At 72.2% G+C, this 20,036-nt stretch carries 21 protein-coding genes and 1 pseudogene; 12 read left to right on the top strand and 10 right to left on the bottom strand.

Annotated elements, in window-relative coordinates:
- Positions 1 to 5 precede the first annotated feature (5 nt).
- On the bottom strand, positions 6 to 203 hold the full coding sequence (locus DDP54_RS06010; protein WP_109130972.1) for a hypothetical protein: 198 nt from the start codon (positions 201 to 203) through the stop codon (positions 6 to 8).
- A gap of 17 nt (positions 204 to 220) precedes the next feature.
- On the opposite strand from DDP54_RS06010, the gene DDP54_RS06005 reads away from it, so the two are divergent.
- A complete protein-coding gene (locus DDP54_RS06005; RefSeq protein WP_109130971.1) occupies positions 221 to 868 on the top strand; it encodes a hypothetical protein in 648 nt (215 codons plus the stop codon).
- 39 nt (positions 869 to 907) lie between these two features.
- On the opposite strand, the gene DDP54_RS06000 is transcribed toward DDP54_RS06005, so the two are convergent.
- On the bottom strand, positions 908 to 1,996 hold the full coding sequence (locus DDP54_RS06000; protein ID WP_109130970.1) for an RDD family protein: 1,089 nt from the start codon (positions 1,994 to 1,996) through the stop codon (positions 908 to 910).
- A 211-nt stretch (positions 1,997 to 2,207) separates the two neighbouring features.
- On the opposite strand from DDP54_RS06000, the gene DDP54_RS05995 reads away from it, so the two are divergent.
- The 6 genes and pseudogenes from DDP54_RS05995 to DDP54_RS05970 all read left to right on the top strand — a co-directional run bounded on the left by DDP54_RS05995 (position 2,208) and on the right by DDP54_RS05970 (position 9,280).
- Positions 2,208 to 5,648 (top strand): hypothetical protein, encoded by a 3,441-nt coding sequence (locus DDP54_RS05995; protein ID WP_109130969.1) that lies wholly within the window; start codon positions 2,208 to 2,210, stop codon positions 5,646 to 5,648.
- 178 nt (positions 5,649 to 5,826) lie between these two features.
- Positions 5,827 to 6,219: a cupin domain-containing protein gene (locus DDP54_RS05990; protein WP_109132391.1), complete on the top strand. Its 393-nt coding sequence runs from the start codon at positions 5,827 to 5,829 to the stop codon at positions 6,217 to 6,219.
- Positions 6,220 to 6,365: 146 nt separating this feature from the next.
- Positions 6,366 to 6,557 (top strand): annotated as a pseudogene (locus DDP54_RS05985) (ATP-binding cassette domain-containing protein); the annotation flags it as partial.
- A 35-nt stretch (positions 6,558 to 6,592) separates the two neighbouring features.
- Positions 6,593 to 7,099 (top strand): ABC transporter permease, encoded by a 507-nt coding sequence (locus tag DDP54_RS05980; RefSeq protein ID WP_158274461.1) that lies wholly within the window; start codon positions 6,593 to 6,595, stop codon positions 7,097 to 7,099.
- A 72-nt stretch (positions 7,100 to 7,171) separates the two neighbouring features.
- Positions 7,172 to 8,050 (top strand): ATP-binding cassette domain-containing protein, encoded by an 879-nt coding sequence (locus tag DDP54_RS05975; RefSeq protein WP_109132390.1) that lies wholly within the window; start codon positions 7,172 to 7,174, stop codon positions 8,048 to 8,050.
- Between the two features lie 3 nt (positions 8,051 to 8,053).
- Positions 8,054 to 9,280, top strand: coding sequence for an ABC transporter permease (locus DDP54_RS05970; protein ID WP_109130966.1), 1,227 nt, complete (start codon positions 8,054 to 8,056; stop codon positions 9,278 to 9,280).
- 1 nt (position 9,281) lies between these two features.
- Here DDP54_RS05970 and DDP54_RS05965 read toward each other — a convergent pair whose 3' ends face one another.
- Positions 9,282 to 10,019 (bottom strand): hypothetical protein, encoded by a 738-nt coding sequence (locus DDP54_RS05965; RefSeq protein ID WP_109130965.1) that lies wholly within the window; start codon positions 10,017 to 10,019, stop codon positions 9,282 to 9,284.
- Positions 10,020 to 10,182: 163 nt separating this feature from the next.
- Here DDP54_RS05965 and DDP54_RS05960 point away from each other — a divergent pair, with 163 nt between their 5' ends.
- The 4 genes from DDP54_RS05960 (at position 10,183) to DDP54_RS05945 (ending at position 14,183) form a co-directional block, all read left to right on the top strand.
- On the top strand, positions 10,183 to 10,656 hold the full coding sequence (locus DDP54_RS05960; RefSeq protein WP_109130964.1) for a hypothetical protein: 474 nt from the start codon (positions 10,183 to 10,185) through the stop codon (positions 10,654 to 10,656).
- 211 nt (positions 10,657 to 10,867) lie between these two features.
- Positions 10,868 to 11,854: an ABC transporter ATP-binding protein gene (locus DDP54_RS05955; RefSeq protein WP_242448249.1), complete on the top strand. Its 987-nt coding sequence runs from the start codon at positions 10,868 to 10,870 to the stop codon at positions 11,852 to 11,854.
- Between the two features lie 20 nt (positions 11,855 to 11,874).
- Complete coding sequence (locus tag DDP54_RS05950; protein ID WP_109132388.1) at positions 11,875 to 13,023, top strand: ABC transporter permease; 1,149 nt, start codon at positions 11,875 to 11,877, stop codon at positions 13,021 to 13,023.
- The gene (locus tag DDP54_RS05945; RefSeq protein ID WP_109130963.1) at positions 13,020 to 14,183 is read left to right on the top strand and encodes an ABC transporter permease; all 1,164 of its coding nucleotides are present in this window, start codon (positions 13,020 to 13,022) and stop codon (positions 14,181 to 14,183) included. Before DDP54_RS05950 ends, DDP54_RS05945 begins: the two co-directional genes overlap by 4 nt.
- 76 nt (positions 14,184 to 14,259) lie before the next feature.
- Here the strand turns inward: DDP54_RS05945 and DDP54_RS05940 are convergent, their stop codons facing one another.
- Genes DDP54_RS05940 through DDP54_RS05920 form a run of 5 tightly spaced genes read right to left on the bottom strand, consistent with a single transcriptional unit; the run spans position 14,260 to position 18,049 of the window.
- Complete coding sequence (locus tag DDP54_RS05940) at positions 14,260 to 15,417, bottom strand: aminotransferase class I/II-fold pyridoxal phosphate-dependent enzyme (RefSeq protein ID WP_109130962.1); 1,158 nt, start codon at positions 15,415 to 15,417, stop codon at positions 14,260 to 14,262.
- Positions 15,414 to 15,872, bottom strand: coding sequence for an MmcQ/YjbR family DNA-binding protein (locus tag DDP54_RS05935; RefSeq protein ID WP_109130961.1), 459 nt, complete (start codon positions 15,870 to 15,872; stop codon positions 15,414 to 15,416). The genes DDP54_RS05940 and DDP54_RS05935 overlap by 4 nt, the downstream gene beginning before the upstream one ends.
- Before the next feature lie 10 nt (positions 15,873 to 15,882).
- A complete protein-coding gene (locus DDP54_RS05930) occupies positions 15,883 to 16,368 on the bottom strand; it encodes a hypothetical protein (RefSeq protein WP_109130960.1) in 486 nt (161 codons plus the stop codon).
- Positions 16,365 to 17,114: an NAD(P)H-binding protein gene (locus DDP54_RS05925; protein ID WP_109130959.1), complete on the bottom strand. Its 750-nt coding sequence runs from the start codon at positions 17,112 to 17,114 to the stop codon at positions 16,365 to 16,367. Before DDP54_RS05925 ends, DDP54_RS05930 begins: the two co-directional genes overlap by 4 nt.
- A 41-nt stretch (positions 17,115 to 17,155) precedes the next feature.
- A complete protein-coding gene (locus DDP54_RS05920) occupies positions 17,156 to 18,049 on the bottom strand; it encodes an RNA polymerase sigma-70 factor (RefSeq protein WP_109130958.1) in 894 nt (297 codons plus the stop codon).
- Positions 18,050 to 18,138: 89 nt separating this feature from the next.
- Here DDP54_RS05920 and DDP54_RS05915 point away from each other — a divergent pair, with 89 nt between their 5' ends.
- Positions 18,139 to 18,789 carry a hypothetical protein gene (locus tag DDP54_RS05915; RefSeq protein ID WP_109130957.1) on the top strand — a complete coding sequence of 217 codons (651 nt, stop codon included), beginning with the start codon at positions 18,139 to 18,141 and terminating at the stop codon, positions 18,787 to 18,789.
- 131 nt (positions 18,790 to 18,920) lie between these two features.
- Here the strand turns inward: DDP54_RS05915 and DDP54_RS05910 are convergent, their stop codons facing one another.
- Together DDP54_RS05910 and DDP54_RS05905 are read right to left on the bottom strand one after the other, a co-directional pair.
- Positions 18,921 to 19,460, bottom strand: coding sequence for a hypothetical protein (locus DDP54_RS05910; protein ID WP_197711326.1), 540 nt, complete (start codon positions 19,458 to 19,460; stop codon positions 18,921 to 18,923).
- Between the two features lie 150 nt (positions 19,461 to 19,610).
- A complete protein-coding gene (locus tag DDP54_RS05905) occupies positions 19,611 to 19,982 on the bottom strand; it encodes a hypothetical protein (protein WP_109130956.1) in 372 nt (123 codons plus the stop codon).
- Positions 19,983 to 20,036 lie beyond the last annotated feature (54 nt).

Below are 20,036 nucleotides of genomic sequence, written 5' to 3'. Positions count from 1 at the left end.
TCAGGTCAGGCGGCGCCGTCCTCGTCGTCGTCGGTCGCAGCGCGGGTGTGCACGGCGTCCACCTCCGCGACCCGGGCATGCAGCCGGTCGCGGATCTCTTCAGGGGTGTAGGCGCGTCGACGGCGCTCGTCCTTCGCGATGAGCACACCGCCCGCGGCGACGCCGGCGAACGCGGCGACCCCCAGGACCTTCCACCACTTCATCCGCCTAGGCTACAGACGTGCCCGCGGACCGGATCGACCTGGACGAGGCCCTCGACGCCACGCGGACAGGCGACCTGTGGCTGTTCCGGGGCCACACGATCGCTGACCGCGCGATCCAGCTGACGACGAACAGCCCCGTCAACCACGTCGGCATGGCGGTGGTCATCGACGACCTCCCCCCGCTCATGTGGCACGCCGAGCTGGGCCGGTCGCTGACCGACCAGTGGACGGGCGACCACCACCGCGGCGCGCAGCTCCACGACCTGCGCGAGGCGGTCGTCGTGTGGGGCAACCGGTACGACCAGAAGGCGTGGCTGCGCCAGCTCGACCAGCCGGTGACCCGCGAGATGGAGGACGCCGTGCTCCGCACGATCGCGCGCCTCGACGGCACCCCGTTCCCCTCGACGGTGCAGCTCGGGCTCCGCTGGCTGGGCGGCCGCGCGCCGAGGCCCGCGTGGACGCGCCGCGAGGAGCACCTGGAGACCGTCTACTGCGCCGAGGTCGTGGCCCTGACCCTCGAGGCCATGGGGCTGCTGCCGGGCGGGCACCACTCGAGCTGGTTCGACCCGGGCACGTTCTGGAGCGGCGACGACCTCGGCCTGACCGGCGGGGCGACGCTCGGCACGGAGATCGCCGTGGAGATCCCGGCGCTCGCTGCGCGCTGAGCCCGGCGACGGTCGCACGCGCCGACCGACCAGGGCCCGTCAGCCGGTCGAGACCGACCCGGTGCAGGCGGGGGACTCGACGCCGTCGACGACCACGCTCTGACTCCAGCTCCACGAGGTCCCGAGGCCCGCGAGCGCGTCGACGGGGAGAGCCCTTGACTCGGTCCACGGCCCCGAGACGCCGCCGTACGTCGGGAAGTCGTAGGAGCGGGCGTCGGCCGTGCCCTGGGACGTGAACGCGATGCGGACCACCACGTCGGACGAGGCGTCGGTGGAGCCCGACAGCTCCCACTCCACGCGCGGCGCCGGGTCGACGGTCGCGTGGCGCGTCACCCCGAGCCGGGTCTCGGTCGCAGGGTAGAGCGAGGCGGACAGCGTCCCCCCGGTGAGGCCGAGCGACCCGGGGTCGCCCGACGCCATCTCGCAGGCGAGGTCCACCGGCCCGGCGAACATCTGCGACGAGCCGAGCGCGCCGGAGAAGAGTGCCAGGCCGGCGCAGGCCGTCGCCGAGAGCGTCGTGGCGACCGGCACCCACCGGGGCACGGCCGGCAGCTCCCACGAGACCGGCGGGCCGGGGTCGGACAGCGAGTCGGGCCCGGCGGGCCACCGGTACGGACGCGGTCGACGCGTGTGCAGCACGACCGTCGAGGCGAGCCGGTCCGCGATGGTCAGCCGCTCGGTGGTCCACAGGGGGAGCAGGAAGCCGATGAAGAGGATGGCGTCGAGGAGGTGCAGCACGTACCGGACGAGGGTCCGCACCAGCCCGATCGGTCGGGCGTCGGCCCGCCGCACGACGGCGAGCCCCATGACGAGCTTGCCGGGCGTCGCGCCGAGGTAGGCCTGCATGAGCACGGCGACCAGCACCGCTCCGACGGCCCACCCGCTGCTCGTCCAGGCGGTCACCCCGGCGTGCTCGCTGCCGTTGTACCCGAACGCCACGCCGAGGAACGGCAGGGTCAGCGCCGGCGCGCCGAGGGCGAGGAAGGCGATCCCGCTGCCGAGCAGGCCGTCGAGCACGGACGCGATGACGCGTCGGCTCCACGCCGCGTACGGCGGAACGGGCAGGCCGAGCCCCGGAGACGGCCGCGACCCCGGCGTCTCGACCTCCGCACCCCCTGCGACAGTCATGAGGGCATCGTGGCAGACAACGGCTCGCACCGACGGGGGATTCGCGGGGGGTTGTCCTTCCCGTCGGGGGCCGCGCCCGCACGCCGCTCCGCACACGGCCCCCGGGGTGGCATGCTGGTGCGTGGGAGCGCTCCCCCGTCATCGCTGACGGGGGGACCCGATGAGCATCCGCACGACCCGACCCACCGGCACCACCACAAGGAACGCCCTCATGTCCCCGCAGGCAGTCGCCCCCGCCCAGTCCGTCGACCACACCGCCGTGACCGGCCGGTCCCTCGACCTGGACGGGCGCCGGTTCTACCAGATCAGCGCGTATGACCAGATGCCGCCGTTCTTCATGACGCTCGTCGGTGCGAGCGACCTGTGGCTGTTCATCTCGAGCACCGGCGGGGTCACGGCCGGCCGGGAGCACGCCGACCGCGCGCTGTTCCCGTACTACACGGAGGACAAGGTCGCCGAGGGCGCGGGGCGCACGGGTGGACTGAGCGTCCTGCGGGTCACGCTGCCCGACGGCGGCGTCGTGTGCTGGCAGCCGTTCGCCGAGACGCGTCCCGGCGACCCGGCGGTCGAGCGGAACCTTGCGAAGGACTACCTCGGCACGACCCTCGTCTTCGAGGAGAGCCGCGCGGACCTCGGCCTGCGGCTGCGCGTGTCCTGGCAGACCAGCGCGCGGTACGGCGTCGTGCGCAGCTGCGAGCTGACGTCGCTCGCGGACGGGCCGCGGACGGTCGAGATCCTCGACGGGTTCGTCAACCTGCTCCCGGCCGGCGCCACCGCGCAGGTCCAGAACGAGCTGAGCGCGCTGCTCGACGCGTACAAGCGGACCGAGGTCGACGACGCGACCGGCCTGGGCATCCTCTACATGAACTCCAAGCTCACCGACAAGGCCGAGCCGAGCGAGTCGCTGCGCGCGAACGTGGCCTGGCACGTCGGTCTCGGACGGGTCGACCACCTGCTGTCCGACCGTCAGGTCCGGGCGTTCGCGGCAGGCGACCGGGTCGCGCCGGACACCGAGCTGCGGGGCGAGCGCGGCGCGTACCTCGTGCGCTCCCGCGTCGTCCTGGCTGCGGGCGAGCAGCAGCGGTGGAGCGTCGTGGCCGACGCCGACCTCGACGCGGCGCAGGTCGTCGCGCTGCAGACCGAGCTGGCCGACCCGGCGGGTGCCGGTGCACGGCTCGCGGCCGACATCGACCGCACCCGGACCGACCTCGAGGCGCTCATCGCGACGTCGGACGCCGCCCAGCTGACCGGCGACGAGCTGGCCGCCGCGCACCACGGCGCCAACGTGCTCTTCAACTCGATGCGCGGCGGTGTGCCCGCGGACGGGCACGCCGTCGAGGCCGCCGATTTCCGGCTGTTCGTCGCGCAGCGCAGCCCGCGCACCGCGCAGCGCTGCGCGGACGTGCTCGCCGGGCTGCCGGAGCGGCTCCCGGTCGACGCGCTGGTCGCCCTCGCCGAGCGGGACGGCGACCCGGACCTGTGGCGCCTGGCCCGCGAGTACCTGCCGCTCACGTTCAGCCGCCGCCACGGCGACCCGAGCCGGCCCTGGAACGTGTTCCGGATCGCCCTGCACGACGAGCGCGGCAAGCTGAAGGTCGACTTCCAGGGCAACTGGCGCGACATCTTCCAGAACTGGGAGGCGCTCGCCTGGTCGTTCCCGGAGTACGTCGAGTCGATGGTCGCGGTGTTCCTCGACGCGAGCACTGCCGATGGCTACAACCCGTACCGGATCTCCCGGACCGGCATCGACTGGGAGGTCCCGGAGCCGGGCAACCCGTGGTCCAACATCGGCTACTGGAGCGACCACCAGATCGTCTACCTGCTCAAGCTGATCGAGACCTCCGAGCGGTTCCACCCGGGCGTGCTCGCCGGGCTCGTCAACCGCCCGGTGCTCACGCACGGCGACGTGCCGTACCGGATCGCGTCGTACGAGCAGACGCTGCTCGACCCGGGCGAGACGATCACGTTCGACCAGGCGGCAGCCGCGGCCATCGCGCGCCGCGTCGCGGTCGAGGGGGCCGACGGCAAGCTCGTGCACGGCCCGGACGGCGAGCTGGTGCGGGTGACGCTCGGCGAGAAGCTCCTGCTGCTCGTCCTGGCGAAGCTCGTCAACCTGGTCCCGGACGGCGGGATCTGGATGAACACCCAGCGCCCCGAGTGGAACGACGCGAACAACGCGCTCGTCGGGCGCGGTCTCTCGGTCGTGACGCTGGCCTACGTGCGCCGCTACCTGGGCGTGGTCCGCGAGCTGCTCGCGGAGGACCTGTCCCTGACCACCGAGCTGCGCGACCTGCTCACGGACGTGCACGCGGCGCTCGCCGGGCACGCGGACGGCGTCGCCGCGGGGTTCGACGACGCGTCCCGCAAGTCGGTCATGGACGCGCTGGGGGCCGCCGGGACGGCGTACCGCACGCGGGTCTACGCCGGGTTCCGCGGGAGCCGGACGACGGTCGACGCCGCCACGGTGCACGAGTTCCTCGACCTGGCCGAGCGGTACGTCGACGCAGGGCTGCGGGCCAACCGCCGCGCCGACGCGCTGTTCCACTCCTACAACCTCCTCGACCTGCGCCAGGGCGGGGCGGGGATCCGCCGGCTCCAGGTGATGCTCGAGGGTCAGGTCGCCATCCTGTCGTCGGGCCTGCTCGGCCCGCACGAGTGCCTCGGCCTGCTGCACGGTCTGCGCCGGAGCGCCCTGTACCGCCCTGACCAGCACAGCTACATGCTCTACCCCGACAAGACGTTGCCCAGGTTCCTCGAGCGCAACCTCCTGCGCGCCGACCGGGCCGCCGGGGTCCCGCTGGTCGCCCAGCTCGTCCGGGCGGGGGACACCTCGATCGTCCTGCAGGACGTCGGGGGCGACTTCCGTTTCGCGCCCGACATCCACAACGCGGGGGACGTCACCGCGGCGCTCGCGGCTGTCCCGGCCGATGCCGTCGCGCCCGAGGTCGTCGAGCGCGGCCGGGAGGCGCTGCTGGCGGTCTTCGAGGACGTCTTCCAGCACGCCGAGTTCACGGGCCGGTCGGGGTCGTTCTTCGCGTACGAGGGCCTCGGCAGCATCTACTGGCACATGGTCTCCAAGCTGCTGCTCGCGGTCCAGGAGAACGTCGAGCGGGCGGTCGCCGAGGGCGCCGACGCCACCGTCGTCGACCGGCTGCGCGACGCCTACGAGGACGTCCGCATCGGGCTCGGGTACTCCAAGACCCCCGAGGTCTACGGCGCGTTCCCGGTCGACCCCTACTCGCACACGCCGGCGGGCCGCGGCGCGCGCCAGCCGGGCATGACCGGCCAGGTCAAGGAGGAGGTGCTGACCCGGCTCGGCGAGCTCGGGCTGCGCGTCGAGCGCGGCCGGATCGCGTTCCGACCGGTCCTCCTGCGTCCGCAGGAGTGGACGACGCGCCCCGAGACGTTCCGGTACCTCGACGTCGCCGGGCGGCCGCAGTCGATCGACCTCGAGGCCGGCTCGCTCGCGTTCACGTTCTGCCAGGTGCCCGTCGTCTACCGCCGGAACGACCGGAGCGAGGTCCGGGTGGACCGTGCGGACGGGACGCAGGTCGTCCTGACGGGGGGGAGCCTCGACGCCGAGCTCAGTGCCCGCGTCTTCCAGCGACTCGGTGACGTGGTCCGCATCGTGGTGGACACGCCGGCCGGCTGAGGACCGGCGGCGCCGGGCGGGCGGCGCCCGTCCAGGCGGACGAGTCGGGCGGACGAGCAGGCCATACCGGGCACGTGGACGACGCCTCCGGAGCAGAATGGTGAGCGTCGCCTCGCCGGCCCACGTCCGCGGACCGCGCGCCTGCGCAGCACCGAAGGGAACCCGAGCCATGGCCGCCATGCCGCACTTCTCCATCGACTTCGTCGCCGAGCAGAGCGCCGACTTCAGGCAGGTCCTGTGGACGGGCGTGCATGCCCAGCTCGTGATCATGACCATCCCGCCGGGCGGCGAGATCGGTGCGGAGACGCACGAGCACACCGACCAGATCCTCACGTTCGTCAGCGGGGCAGGCGAGGCCGACGTGGCCGGCGAGACCAAGCCGGTGGGGGCTGGCGACCTGGTGGCCGTCGCCGCCGGAGCGCTGCACAACGTCCGCAACACCGGCGTCAACCCGCTCGTCCTGTACACGGTGTACGCCCCGCCGCAGCACGCCGAGGGGGCGGTGCACGCGACGAAGGCGGAGGCCGACGTGGCCGAGGAGTCCGGGCAGGACGAGCCGCCCGCGCGCTGACCAGCGGCTGCCCGCCGGCGCCGTCGGTCGGGGCGGCAGCGCTGTCGCGGGACCCCGCGGAGCGGTAGAACAGACGCAAGGGCAGCTGCTGCGCCCGCGCGACACCGCCGTACGGCCGCGGCTGCCGGACCGGGAGGGGTGACCCCATGCCGACGGTCGTCGTCGAGGGGCTGCGCAAGAGCTACGGCGCTCTCGCCGCGGTGGACGGGCTGGACCTGACGATCGAGGCCGGCGAGGTGATCGCCCTGCTCGGACCGAACGGCGCCGGCAAGACGACCACCGTCGAGATCCTCGAGGGCTACCGCAAGCCCGACGCGGGCACGGTCTCGGTGCTCGGCAGGCCCTGCTGGCCGGCCGGGTCGCCGGGACCCTCGTGGTCGCCCTGCTCACGTTGGCGGTCATCTACCTGGTCGCCGGGCTGATGTATGGGGTCGGCGTCCCGCCGGCGTGGCCCGCGGCGCTCCTGACGTTCGTGGTCGCCACCGCCTGCTTCGCGGTGCTGGGCCTCGCCGTCATGTCGCTGCTCCAGTCCGCCGAGGCCGTCATCGGCGCCACGCTCGGCACGCTCCTGCCGCTGTGCTTCATCTCCGACGTCTTCGTCGTCGGCGTGACGTTCCCGCCGTTCCTCGACCGCCTCGCGTGGGTGTTCCCGCTGCGCCACGCCACCCGGGCGATGTCCCTCGCGACGGCGACCGACGTCGTCGGCTCGGGGCTGTCGTGGGACCACCTGGGCGTGCTGCTCGCGTGGACCGTCGGGGGGCTCGTCGTCGTGGCGTGGCGGTTCAGCTGGGTCAACCTCGAGCCGAAGCCCAAGCCGAAGCCGATCCCTGAACGGGCCACGGCGGCGCGTCCCGTCGCTAGGCTCGGCCGTGGTTCGTGAGGCCGTCGGGCCGACGACGTGAGCAGGGGGAGCTCGGTGGCTGAGCCGCTGGTGCACATCAGGAACTTTCGGATGGACTTCGGGAGCCAGACGGTGATCCGTGACCTCTCGTTCGACGTCCGAGCGGGCGAGACCTTCGGGTTCCTGGGGAGCAACGGTTCGGGCAAGACGACCACGCTGCGCGCGCTGCTCGGGATCTACCAACCGACCGCGGGCGTCCTGCACATCGACGGGAAGGTCTTCGAGCCGCGCGACGGCGCCCGGCTCGGGTACCTGCCGGAGGAGCGCGGGCTCTACAAGAAGGAGCCCGTCCTCGACGTCATGGTGTACTTCGGCCGGCTCAAGGGCCTCAGCCGGGACGCCGCCGCTGCCTGGTCGCGGGCCTACCTCGAGCGGGTCGCCCTGGCCGACAAGGCCGCCATCCGGCTGGACAAGCTGTCCGGCGGCCAGCAGCAGAAGATCCAGCTCGGCGTGACGATCATGAACGACCCCGAGCTGCTCATCCTCGACGAGCCGACGCAGGGCTTCGACCCGGTGAACCGCCGGCTACTCATGGACATCATCGAGGAGCAGAAGCGCGCGGGCGCGACCGTCATCATGGTGACCCACCAGATGGACGAGGTGGAGCGGCTCTGCGACCGCGTCGTCCTGCTCAAGGACGGCACCGCCGAGGCGTACGGGACGGTCGAGGACGTGCAGGACCAGTACGGCGGGACGGTCATCCGCGTCTCCTGCACCGGTGCGCTCCCCGACTCGAACCTGTTCGACGTGGTCTCCTCCGACGACACCTCCGCCGTCCTGGCGCCGCGGGCGGGTGTCGACCTCGCCGAGATCCTGCACGAGCTCGTCGCGACGGGTGTGACGGTGCGCAGCTTCACGCCGGTCCGAACCTCCCTCGAGGAGATCTTCCTGCGGATCTACGGCAGCCAGAACGACCGAGCGGAGGCCTGAACCGTGGCGCAGCACAACCTCGGCACGGTCGTCGGCTTCGAGTTCCTCCGGGTCGTGACGAAGAGGCGGTTCTGGGTTGCCGCCCTCGCGATCCCGCTCGTCCTCGTCGCCGTGTTCTCGCTCGTGTTCATCAGCAGCTCGAGCACCGACAACGCCTCGCAGGAGCAGAAGAACGCGCAGCTCGACTTCACCTACACCGACGACTCCGGCCTCGTGACCGACGTGGTCGCGGCGGCATTCGGTGGGACGAAGGCGGCGAACGGCGACGAGGCCCTCGTCGACGTGAAGAACGGCACGGTGGACGCGTACTTCGCCTACCCTGCCGACCCGACGACGCAGCCGGTCCGGGTGTACGGGGTCGACCGGGGCATCTTCGAGAACGGCAAGTACGACGCCGTCGCGCGGCAGATCCTCGTGACGGGCGCGCAGCAGAAGATCGGGTCGCCCGAGCTCACCACGATGGCGCAGGGCGACGTCAGGGTCACGGCTCTGACGTACAAGGACGGCCAGGTGTCCGGCGGTCTGGACACCGTCATCCCGCCGCTGCTCTTCCTGGTGGCCTTCTACCTCAGCATCGTGATGCTGGGGAACCAGATGCTCAACAGCACGCTGGAGGAGAAGGAGAACCGGGTCACCGAGATGATCCTCACGACGATGAACCCCACGACCCTGATCGTCGGGAAGGTCATCTCGCTGTTCATGGTCGGCCTGGTCCAGATGCTGACCTTCGCGGTGCCCGTGGTGGTCGGCTACGTCTTCTTCCGGTCGAACCTCAGCCTGCCCGACATCGACCTGTCCCACCTGGTCCTCGAGCCGCAGCCGATGATCGTCGGGTTCCTGCTGCTCGTCGGCGGGTTCGTCCTGTTCACCGGCACGCTGGTCGCGATCGGCGCGATGGTCCCGACCGTGAAGGAGGCCGGCACCTACTTCGCCCCGCTGATGATCATGATCTTCGTCCCGTTCTACGTCGTGAGCGTCATCGTCAGCGACCCGCACGCCGTGATCGTCCAGGTCTTCACGTTCTTCCCGTACACGGCGGCTGTCACCGCGATGCTCCGCAACGGGTTCGGGACCCTCACGCTGGCGGAGTCCGCGATCGTCATCGTCGAGCTGTTCGGGCTCGGGTTCGTCGCGCTGCGGCTCGCGGTCTACCTGTTCCGCTACGGCTCGATCGAGTACTCGAAGAAGCTGTCGTTGAGCAGCGTCCTGCGCCCCAGGCGCCGCGCCTGACTCACGGCAGGTACTGCTCCTCGATCGCGTCCACGGTGCCGTCGGTGATCGTCAGCCGGTAGAGGCTCGAGAGGAACCGGCCGGCATCGGTGCCGGTGATCCGCCCGACCCAGTCCACCGCGCTCAGGTCAGAGCCGGCGGGGTCCAGGCTGCCGTCGGCGTTCGTGACCACGCGGACCGTGACGTCCGCGGCGAGGGGCAGCTCCCGCAGCAGGGAGCTGTCGTTGACGATGTAGTAGTCGTTGGGCGGCGGCGACTCGTCGCCGTGAGCTGCCGCGGCCGTGCCGGCGGCCTCGCCCGTGAGGAGCTGGACGTAGTCGACCGTCAGGTAGCGCGTGCCGCCGGCCGTGTACGTGCCCATGACGTACGCGGCCTGCCGGGTGACCTCAGGTGCCTGGGCCGTGACGGCCGGTGCCGGGCTGGTCGCCTCGTTGTCCGGGGTCGTCGCAGTGCCCGGTGTGGTCGCACCGACCTCCGGGGTGCACGCTGACGCGCTCGCCTCGGGGCCGGGCGACGCGCAGGGAGGTGTCGCAAGGAGGGTGTCCAGCCGAAGCTCCGCGGCCGCGACGCGATCGTCGAGGTCGCGCGTCGTCGCGGTGCGGGCGAGCCAGCCCCCGGCGGCCCCGACCACCAGAGCGCCGAGCGCGACAAGGACGACCGAACGTCGTCGCCACCCGCTCGTCCCGTGCGTCCCACCGTCGTGGAGCTGCTCGTCCGCACCGGCCTGCACCGTCAGCACATCCCGTGGTTGTGACCTACCGCCAGTCTGCTCTGCGCGGTGCCCGCACGCGGCTCGGATCCGGCTCGGACGCGGCTCGGAGGCGACGGTGTGCGGTTGGGACCTTCGGCACGTCCGGGACATTTCGACCGACTGCGAGCGTGGGTAGTTGAGGGGAGGCGCGATGACATCCCAACGCCAGGACCGCGCGCCGGCGCCGGCCCGGAAGTTCGGCTATCTCGTCGGTGCCGTTGTCAATGCGGTCCTGCTGTACCTCGCGAACGTGCGCCCGGGCTGGCGTGAGCTGCCGTTCCTGACGGAGCGCATGAGTGACGTGCTTCCGTTGATCAACCTGTCGCTGCTCGTGAGCGTCGCCGCGAACGTCCTCTACCTCGTGTTCGACCCCGTCTGGTTCCGGTCGCTCGGCCAGATCGCCGTGGCCGCGACGGGGCTGGTCGCGGCGCTGCGAACGCTCCAGGTGTTCCCGTTCGACTTCTCGCCGTACGAGTTCGACTGGGCGACCGTCGCGCGCGTCGTCCTGGTCGTCGCCGTCGTCGGGTCGGCCATCTCGATCGTGGTGGAGCTGGTCCGGCTCGTCGCGCACGCGGGCCACGCCACGATCGGCGGCGGCAGCGCCCGGCCGCGGGGTGCCGTCTGAGCGGACGTCACGGCCGGACGGGACTCACGGCCGGGCTGCGAGCTCCCGCACCGGGTCGGCGATCCGGGTCGCACCGTCGGCGACCTCCGCGAGGCCCGTCGACCCCACTGGGGTCCGGGCGGATTCTGGTGCAAAGCCTCCGAGATCGGGGCACGCCCTGTGCCAGACTGGCCCGGCACCCAGACATCAGTCGACGACGGACGGTCGGAACGTGAGCACCGAGGCAGCGGCCGAGAACGCATCCCTGTCAGCTCCTTCGCAGGACCACGTACTCGTCGCGAGCGACCTCGTCCGTCGCTACGGGGACCTGACCGCCGTCGACGGCGTGTCCTTCCACATCGACCCGGGTGAGACCTACGGGCTGCTCGGCCCGAACGGTGCCGGCAAGACCACGACGATCTCGATCGTCGCCGGCCTCATCCCCGCCCACGGCGGCACCGTCACGGTCGCCGGTCGGCCGATGGGACCGAGCGAGGTCGGCGCCAAGCGGGCGATCGGCCTCGTGCCTCAGGACCTCGCCATCTACCCCGAGCTCAGCGCCCGGGAGAACCTCGCGTTCTTCGGCCGGCTCCAGGGCATGCGGGGCAAGCCGCTGACGCGACGCATCGACGAGGTCCTCGACCTCATCGCGCTGTCCGACCGCGCCAAGGACGCCACCAAGGAGTTCTCCGGCGGCATGAAGCGGCGGCTCAACATCGGCATCGGCCTGCTCCACGCGCCCACGCTGCTGATCCTGGACGAGCCCACCGTCGGCGTCGACCCGCAGTCGCGCAACGCGATCCTCGAGTCCGTCGAGGCGCTGTCCGGCGGCGGCATGGCCGTCCTGTACACGACGCACTACATGGAGGAGGCCGAGCGCCTCTGCGACCGCATCGCGATCATCGACTCGGGGCGCATCCAGGCCGAGGGCACCCGCGATGAGCTCATCACACTGACGGGCGGGCTGGACTACGTCCGGCTGACGGGGGAGGGCCAGGTCGAGGCTGCGGCGACGGCGCTGCGCGGGCTCGACGCCGTCCTGCAGGTCGTCGTCGACCGCCGACTGCTCACCCTGACCGTGCGCGACGCACCCACCGCCGTGGCTGGCGTCGTCACCACCGCCACGGCCAGCGGGATGACGCTGAGCGAGGTCGAGATCATCCGCCCGGACCTCGAGTCCGTGTTCCTGCACCTAACCGGGAAGGCCCTGCGGGACTGACCATGCGCCAGCTGTGGACCATGACCGCGTCGGACCTACGGCAGCGTGTCCGGGACAGGTCCGTCGTCATCTTCGGCCTCGTCGTCCCCCTCGCGCTGATGTTCGTGTTCAACCTGACGATCGGCAGCACCGACGACCTCGCCCTCGAGCCGATCACCGTCAGCGCCTCCGTCCCCGCGGGCGACCAGCTCGCCGCGACACTCGTGAGCGCCCTGGCGCAGGTGGACGCCTTCGCCATCACCGTGGACGAGGTGCCGGCCGACGAGGCCAGGTCGCAGGTCCGGTCGGGAAAGGCGCAGCTCGCCGTCGTCGTGCCGGACGGGTTCGGCGAAGCCGTGCAGCGGGGCGGGCCCGCCGTCGTCGACGTGACCGAGGGCGAGGGGTCGGGCATCGAGACGCAGATCGCGTTGTCGGTCATGCAGGGCGTGCTCGACCACCTGTCCGCGAGCGCGGTCGTCGTCAACGCCGGGCTGCAGTCGGGGGTCGCGCCGGACCAGCTCGGGGCACTCGCCCAGCAGGCGGGCGCTGCGACGCCGACCGTCACGCTGACCGAGGGGAAGGCCTCGACCGAGCAGCTCAGCACGTCCGGAGCGTTGGTCGCCGGCCAGGCCGGCCTGTTCCTGCTGTTCACCGTCGGCTTCGGGGTTCTCGGGCTCGTCGCCGAGCGCGAGCAGGGCACGATGGCTCGCCTGCGGTCCATGCCGATGCGGCCCGGCCTGATCGTGGCCGCCAAGGGGCTGGTCAGCTACATCCTGGGAGTCGTCGCCACGACGGTCCTGCTCACGGTCGGGGCGAGGTTCTTCGAGGTGTCGTTCGGCTCGCCGGTCGCCGTCGCCGCGCTCGTGCTCTGCGCGGTCGCGGCCGCCACGTCGTTGATGTTCATCATCGCCCGCGTGGCCCGGACGGCCGAGCAGGCCAGCGTCGCCCAGTCGATCCTCGCCCTGGTGCTGGGCGTCGCCGGCGGGGCGTTCTTCCCGCTCACGGCCACGGGGCTGGCCGGCCGGCTCCTCGACCTCAACCCGATCGCCGCGTTCACGCGCGGCCTCGGCATCACGTCGGGAGGCGGAGGGCTCATGGACATCGGGGTCCCCGTGGTGATCATGCTCGGCTTCGCCGTCGTCGGCCTGGCGGTCTCGCGGCTGGTGCCGGGCCGGGGGCGTGAGCTGTGAGGGCCGCGCTCGCGATCGCCGGGGTCGAGCTGCGCCGGTTCCTGCGCGACAGGTCCAACATCTTCTTCGTCTTCATCTTCCCGCTGCTCCTGGTCCTGGTCATCGGCTCGCAGTTCGGCGGGGGCGGCGGGAACGGCCGCGTCGCGATCGCCGGCAGCGACACCGGGCTGCGCAGCGCGGTCACGGCAGCGCTCAAGGACGACGGCGTCACCGTCACCCTGACCAGCGCGGACGTGGTCCGGGAGCTCCTCTCGCGCGGTCGGTCCGACGTCGGGGTCTTCATCTCGCCCGACGCGGCCACCGCGTTCGACGCCGGGGACGACGTCGTCCTCGAGACGGTCACGGGCTCGCAGCAGGGCACGGCGGCGGTCCTCCAGCGGGTGCGGACGGCCGTCGGGGGACTCCTCGCCACGAAGGGTCAGGTCACCGCCCTGGCAGGCGCCGGGGTCGCGGAGCCCGAGGCGGGCGCGGCCCTGGCCGCAGCCTCCGCGTCGGTGACGAGACCGAGCCTCGAGGTCGTCGACATCGACCGGATCGCGCAGGAGTTCTCCGGGCTCGGCATGTTCGACCTCGGCGCGGCGGGCGAGACGCTGCTGTTCGTCTTCCTGGCCTCGCTCGCCGGCTCATCGACGCTCATCCAGACCCGCCGGCTCGGGGTCATGGCGCGGACCCTCGCCGCGCCTGTCTCGACGCGGCAGGCGATCGCGGGCCAGGCGCTCGGACGGCTCACGATCGCCGTGTTCCAGGGCGCCTACATCATGCTGGCCACCGCGGTGCTGTTCCGGGTCAGCTGGGGCAACCTGTGGCTCTCGCTGCTCGTGCTGGCGACGTTCAGCGCGGTCGCCGCCGGTGCCGCGATGCTGATCGGCTCGCTCATCGACAACGACGGTGCCGCCGGTGGCATCGGTGTCGGCCTCGGCCTCGTGCTCGCGGCCATGGGCGGGTGCATGCTGCCGCTCGAGCTGTTCCCGGCGACCCTGCGGACCATCGCGCACATCACCCCGCACGCCTGGGCGTACGACGCGTTCGCGAAGATCCGGCGCCACGACGCCGGCCTCGTCGACATCCTGCCGCAGCTCGGTGTCCTTGCTGCGATGGCCGCGGTGCTGCTCGTGGTCGGCACGTGGACCCTGCGCCGGAGCATGGCCCGGGCGATCTGACGTCGCCGTCTGATCGGCGGTCGTGGCTGGACGGTCGACATCCACGCCTGCTGACCGCCCGGCGGGTCCGCGAGGTTCAGCGCGCGGCGAGCGCCCGCGCCATGGCCTCGATCGTCCGCTCCATGATCGGTCGCGGCGTCGCGAAGTTGTACCGAACGAAGCCCTGGCCGGCGTCCCCGCACAGCCCGCCGTCGATCATCGCGACCCCGGCGCGCTCGAGGAAGAACTGGGCAGGTCGTTCGCCCAGCTCTAGGTCGCGCACGTCGAGCCAGGCCAGGTAGGTGCCCTCGGGGGGCACGTACCGCACGCCGGGGAGCTGCTGGCGGACGAGGTCGTCGAGCGCGCGCCGGTTGCCGTCGAGGTAGGTCAGGACGTCGTCCAGCCACGGGCTGCCGGCCGTGTACGCGGCCGTGTTGCCGATCACGCCGAGGTTGGCGGCGCCGTGCTCGGCGGCCGGACCGATCGTCGTCCACAGCTCGCGGTCCTCGTCGTTCGACAGGATCAACTGCGCGCACTTCAGGCCCGGAACGTTCCACGCCTTGGAGGCCGACGCCGCGGTCAGGGTGTGCGCCGCGGTCACGTCGGAGATCGAGGCGTAGGGGGTGTGCCGGTGCCCGGGGAAGACGAGCGGGGCGTGGATCTCGTCGGAGAACACCCGCCCGCCGTGCCGCGCGACGACCTCGGCGATCGCCTCGAGCTCGCCGCGGTCCAGCACCCGGCCGACGGGATTGTGCGGGTTGCACAGGACGAGCAGGTTGCCGCCGGCCGCGAAGGCCGCGTCGAGGGCGTCGAGGTCGTAGGAGTACCGGCCACCGACGGAGGCCATCGGGACCTGGATCAGGTCGCGGCCCAGTGCGCCCGGCACGGTGAGGAACGGCATGTAGGCGGGCGTCGGGATGATGACGGCCGAGCCGGGGGCCGAGAAGCGCCGGATCGCGACCTCGAGCCCGGCGATCACGTCGGCCAGCGGTCGGACGTCGTCGGCCGCGACGTCCCACCGGTACCGGTCGCGGGCGAACTCGCTGTACGCGAGCGACATGCTCCGGGCCACGGCGGCCGGGAGGTAGCCGAACGCTCCGGCGTCGACCGCTGCGTGGAGCGCGCGGGTGATCGGCGGCGCGATGCCGAAGTCCATCTCGGCGACGAACGCGCCGATCTTGTCGGGGAAGGCGCTCCACTTGAGCCCGCCGGTCGCGCGCAGCTCCTCGATCGTGATGTCGTCGAAGCCTGTCATCGGTCCGTCCTCGTCGATGGAGTGGCGCCCAGCGAACGCAGCGAGGACCGCAGCCGCAGGGGCAGGCCCGCTACCACGTTGTCGTAGGAGTCCTCGATGAGCTCCTCGACGAAGCCCAGGTCGGCGGCCGGGCACAGCTCGACGGTGATCCAGTGCCGCTTGTTCATGTGGAACCCGGGCCCGACCACCTCGTGCGTCGCGATGAGCAACGGCACCTCGTCGGGCTCGGCCTTGAGGTTGACGATCATGTGCTCGCTCACCCGCGGGTTGTGCCAGAGCAGGGCGAACATCTTGCCGTGGATCTTGAACACGTCGCTGTCGGGGCCGAAGGGCCAGTCGACGAACGCTCCCGGGAGCGCGAGGCACGCGGCGCGACACCACTCGGCATAGCCCTGCGGGGTCTGGGGTGCCGGCAGGCCGCCGAGCCCTGCACGGTGCACCGGTCGATCGCCCATGGGGACCACCCTAGCTTCGCGGCTGTCCGTCAGGCCCGGTTCCGTGACCTGAAAACGACCCCTGGCCTGGGACGATGCCTGCGGTTCGTCCCGACCCGGTGCGCTGCAGCCCGTCCTTCGTCCCGAGCGCGACGAGCAGGATCCCCAGCGCGGCCGCGGTCGCGTTGGCCGCGGTGAGAACGATCGCCTGAGCGGACGAGGCGCCGTCGAGGTGCTCGAGGTGGAAGACGAGGTGCGGGACGGCGAAGACCGTGGACGCCAGCCCGGCCGTGACGACCAGGACGGGCCGTGGCGACACGAGCGCGGCGACCAGCACGACGGCGATGCCGATTGTCGCGCCCCCGAAGTCCCGGGCGTAGTGCTCGCTGAACGGTGGTGTCAGGGCGACCGTCGGGAAGTCACGGTAGAAGCTGTCCGGGAACCACTGGTTCCAGAGCCCGACGACGAGCTCGACGAACGCGAGGACGACGAGAGCGAGCCAGGTGACCAGGGTCATCGACCGGCCACCGTCTCGTCGGCCAGGAACGCCTCGAACGTGCGCCCTCCTGCTCGCGAGCCCGGAGCGAGGTGATGGCCGGCCGCGTAGCCCGCGAAGGTGCGCCCCGGCATCGACAGACGGACGATCGGGCGGTGCCCGCCACGGTTCGCGCGGTACAGCTCGGCGAGCCGACGGCCGTCGAGCACCTCGGGACCGCCGAGCTCGGGTGCACGGCCCTGCGGCCGGTCGAGGGCCAGGTCGGCGAGGTGCGCACCGACCGCGCGGGTGTCGATCGGCTGGATCGAGATCGCGGGTGCGAGCAGCAGCGGCGACCAGCGCTGCGCGGCGAACAGCCCGGCCACCAGCTGGTGGAACTGCGTCGTGCGGAAGACGGTCCAGGCGACCTCACCAGCGGTGATGAGTCGTTCGGCCGCGAGCTTCTCGCGGTAGTACGCGAGAGGGATCTCGTCGATGCCGATGATCGAGATGAAAACGAGGTGCGCGACGCCCGCGCCGGCGGCCGCGTCGACCAGGTGGCGTGTCTCGCCCGGCTGGTCGCGTCCTGCGGCGAGATGCACCACGGTGTCGACACCTGCGAGGGCCGCGTTGAGGCCGGCGCCGGTCGCGAGGTCTCCCGTCCGACGGTCCGGGGCGGTGCTCGGCTGACGGCTCAGCACGCGGACGTCCGCGCCGCGGGCCCTCAGGACGGGAACGGTGTCACGGCCGAGCCTGCCTGTTCCGCCGGTGACGAGAATCGTGGTCATGGTGTCCTTTCTCGGGTGTCAGCACTCTGACCGGACACGGCTCAGGAATGTGACAGCGCAGCCGCGGTGAACCGCGCGAGCTTGTCGGGGTTCAGCACGATGAGCGCCCGCCGGATGCCGTCCGGCGCGATCTCCACGGACCAGATCGCGACCGGGGAACCATCCCGCACGCCGAGCACGGCGGGCTCGCCGTTGACCTCGATCGGCACCGCCTCGACGCCACGGCCGAACTTCGCGAGCACCCCCACGAGGAAACCGGCGGTGCGGACCCGTCCGTGCACGGACTTCCGCGCGGCAGTGACCCGACCTCCGCCGTCCGCGAGCGCGAGGACGTCGCCGCTCAGCACCGCCTCGAGCCCCGCGAGGTCACCCCCCTGCGCAGCGGTGAGGAACGCGCCGAGCAGCCTGTCGCGGGGCCCGGGCTCGACCGGCGCAGCACGTTCGGCGGTGACGTGCGCGCGGGCCCGGCTCACGAGCTGCCGGGCATTCGCCTCGGTGGTCTCCAGGACGGCTGCGATGCCGCGGTGGCTGTAGACGAACGCCTCGCGCAGGACGTAGGCGGCCCGCTCGGCGGGGGTGAGTCGTTCCATGAGCAGCAGCACGGCGAGCGAGAGTGCCTCCGCGCGCTCGGCACCGAGTGTCGGGTCGTCGGTCGTCGAGACGGGTTCGGGGAGCCAGGGACCGACGTACAGCTCGCGGCGGGCGCGCGCCGACGACAACGCGTTGAGGCACAGGCGCGTGACGGTCGTCGCCAGGAACGCCGCGGGCTCGCGCACGCTCGCACGGTCCGCACCCTGCGACCGCAGCCAGGACTCCTGGACCATGTCCTCGGCCTCGCTCGCCGAGCCGAGCATGCGGTAGGCGATGCCGAACAGCCGGCGCCGCTGCGGCTCGAACGCGGCAAGCGCGTCCCGCGTCAGTGCCACGTCCGTCACGGGGACATCGTGGCATCACTCACCACCGCGCATGGCGCCGGCGGGCACCGTCCTTGACCGGCATCGGCCGGCACGGAAGGGTCGGAGGCATGCACACCGTGGTGTTCGGTTCGAGCGACGGCCGGGACGACGAGGCCGCCCAGGCGGCGATGGACGCGTGGCGGCGGCGGATGCCGCCCGACAACGAGCTCGCGGGAACCCTCCCCGTGGACACCGTGCTGACCCGCAACGCCGACGTCGCCTTCACGCTGAGGTCGCTGCAGGTGCTCAGCAACGGCGCGCTGCTGAGCTTCATCCTGCATCACCGGCTTGACGACGAGCCGGGGCCGATCGGCCCGCAGCGTCTTGCGTTCGATCGCGAGGTGCTTGTCGGGGTCGAGCTGGCCGACGGCTCGACGGCGACGTCGTTCCAGGGCGACGCGCTCGCCGGCCTGGGCCAGGGCGCGTCGGGTGGCCCGAGCCTCCAGCCTCAGAGCAGCGGCGGTGGCGGCCGCAGCTACGAGATCAGCTACTGGCTCACGCCACGGCCGGCCGGTGACCTGACTGTCGTCGCGGCCTCGGTGACGCACCACCTGCCCGAGGGTCGTGTCGTCATCCCGGGGGAGGCCATCGCCGCCGCGGCCGGCCGCGGCCAGATGCTGTGGCCGCGCGAACCAGACCGGCAGTTCCGGCCGGACGACGTGGGGCCGCCCGACGTGCCGCCCGGGGGATGGTTCGCGCGCGTGCTCGGCGACGCATAGCCGTCGCCGGCCGGCCGGGTGCCCCGTCACAGGCCGGCTGCCTCCGCACGCGGCCCGATGCGCGCGAGCGCACCGGATGCCCGCGTCGGTGGTCGTTGCGGGCATCCGGTGCGAGTCCGAGGGCCGGTGGGTCAGCTGGTCGTAGTGGCGGACTGCGCGTCGGTGGGGGCGGTGCCGCGGGCTCCGTCGGACGCGCCGTGCTTGTCGCTGCCGGCCGCCCCGCCGCCGGGGCCACCCGTCTGGGTTCCGGTCACGGTGAACGAGGCGTCCATCTGGACGATCAGGCGCTCTCCGGCTGCCGTGACGAGGTGGGCCTCGTAGACGCCGTCGCTGTCGGTCTCGACGCGCTGGATGGTCGCGCCGGGGTACGCGGCCAGGGCCGCCGCGGTGGCGCTGTCCGCGTCGGTGCCGGTGAGCAGGTGCTCGTCGGACCGGACGCTCTTGCTCTCGTCGACGGTGCCGCTCGGTGCGGGCGTGCCCGCGCCGGAGTCGGCCGTGCCGGCGTCGGAGTCCGCCGTGCCCGACGAGGTCGAGGTCGAGGTGGCCGGCGCGGGCGTGGCGTCGGTCGCGTTGGCCGCGACCGAGGCTGCGATCACCCCCGCTCCGGCGATGGCGCCGATGAGGGCGACGCCGGCGATGCGCTTGCGGACTGTTGACGGTGCGGTGGTCATGGGATCTCCTGAGGTCGGTCGTAGGGTGCGGTGTCCGATCAGGATGTGGAGCGGACCTGACAGCCGGACCCGGTCCCCGGTATGCGCAGCCTGGGAGTCTCGCGAAGTCTGGGAGCCCGGTGGGCAGGGCTTCCCGCGGCGCGCGGCGCGTCATCCCTGCGGAGGCTCGGGTGCCGTCCGGTCGATCGTCTCGAGCAGACCCGTGCGGATCGTGCTCATGGTCTCGGTGAAGGCGCCGTCGATGTCGACGCCGAGCTTGTCGGCGAGGACGAAGGTCCACCACAGGGACTCGGCCAGCTTGTGCTTGAGCTCGGCGGTCACGTCGCCGTCGATCGGCCAGGTGCCGTCGTGGGCGAGGACGAGGCGCCCGATGTGCCCGACGTCGTTCGAGAAGCCGATCATCAGCTCGTGCAGCGACCAGGTCCTGCCGTTGAACCGGGTCTCGAGCGTCTCGTAGAGCGCGCGGACGATGAGGGCCTCCCCGCTGGCTGCCGCCAGCGACGTGGGGGTCGTATCTGCCATGGGTCACTCCTGGCTCGTGGGGGGTGAACGCCGTCCGGGTGGGCCCGACGAGCG

Source organism: Cellulomonas sp. WB94, assembly GCF_003115775.1.
Taxonomy (GTDB): Bacteria; Actinomycetota; Actinomycetes; order Actinomycetales; family Cellulomonadaceae; genus Cellulomonas_A.
This window is presented reverse-complemented; position numbering and strand designations above follow the sequence as displayed.

Coding starts and splice junctions, on each gene's coding strand:
- DDP54_RS05995 (WP_109130969.1), top strand. CDS start 2,208: ATGTCCCCGCAGGCAGTCGCCCCCGCCCAGTCCGTCGACCACACCGCC.
- DDP54_RS05960 (WP_109130964.1), top strand. CDS start 10,183: ATGACATCCCAACGCCAGGACCGCGCGCCGGCGCCGGCCCGGAAGTTC.
- DDP54_RS05990 (WP_109132391.1), top strand. CDS start 5,827: ATGCCGCACTTCTCCATCGACTTCGTCGCCGAGCAGAGCGCCGACTTC.
- DDP54_RS05915 (WP_109130957.1), top strand. CDS start 18,139: ATGCACACCGTGGTGTTCGGTTCGAGCGACGGCCGGGACGACGAGGCC.
- DDP54_RS05975 (WP_109132390.1), top strand. CDS start 7,172: ATGGACTTCGGGAGCCAGACGGTGATCCGTGACCTCTCGTTCGACGTC.
- DDP54_RS05905 (WP_109130956.1), bottom strand. CDS start 19,982: ATGGCAGATACGACCCCCACGTCGCTGGCGGCAGCCAGCGGGGAGGCC.
- DDP54_RS05925 (WP_109130959.1), bottom strand. CDS start 17,114: ATGACCACGATTCTCGTCACCGGCGGAACAGGCAGGCTCGGCCGTGAC.
- DDP54_RS05930 (WP_109130960.1), bottom strand. CDS start 16,368: ATGACCCTGGTCACCTGGCTCGCTCTCGTCGTCCTCGCGTTCGTCGAG.
- DDP54_RS05935 (WP_109130961.1), bottom strand. CDS start 15,872: ATGGGCGATCGACCGGTGCACCGTGCAGGGCTCGGCGGCCTGCCGGCA.
- DDP54_RS05950 (WP_109132388.1), top strand. CDS start 11,875: ATGACCGCGTCGGACCTACGGCAGCGTGTCCGGGACAGGTCCGTCGTC.
- DDP54_RS06000 (WP_109130970.1), bottom strand. CDS start 1,996: ATGACTGTCGCAGGGGGTGCGGAGGTCGAGACGCCGGGGTCGCGGCCG.
- DDP54_RS05910 (WP_197711326.1), bottom strand. CDS start 19,460: ATGACCACCGCACCGTCAACAGTCCGCAAGCGCATCGCCGGCGTCGCC.
- DDP54_RS06010 (WP_109130972.1), bottom strand. CDS start 203: ATGAAGTGGTGGAAGGTCCTGGGGGTCGCCGCGTTCGCCGGCGTCGCC.
- DDP54_RS05940 (WP_109130962.1), bottom strand. CDS start 15,417: ATGACAGGCTTCGACGACATCACGATCGAGGAGCTGCGCGCGACCGGC.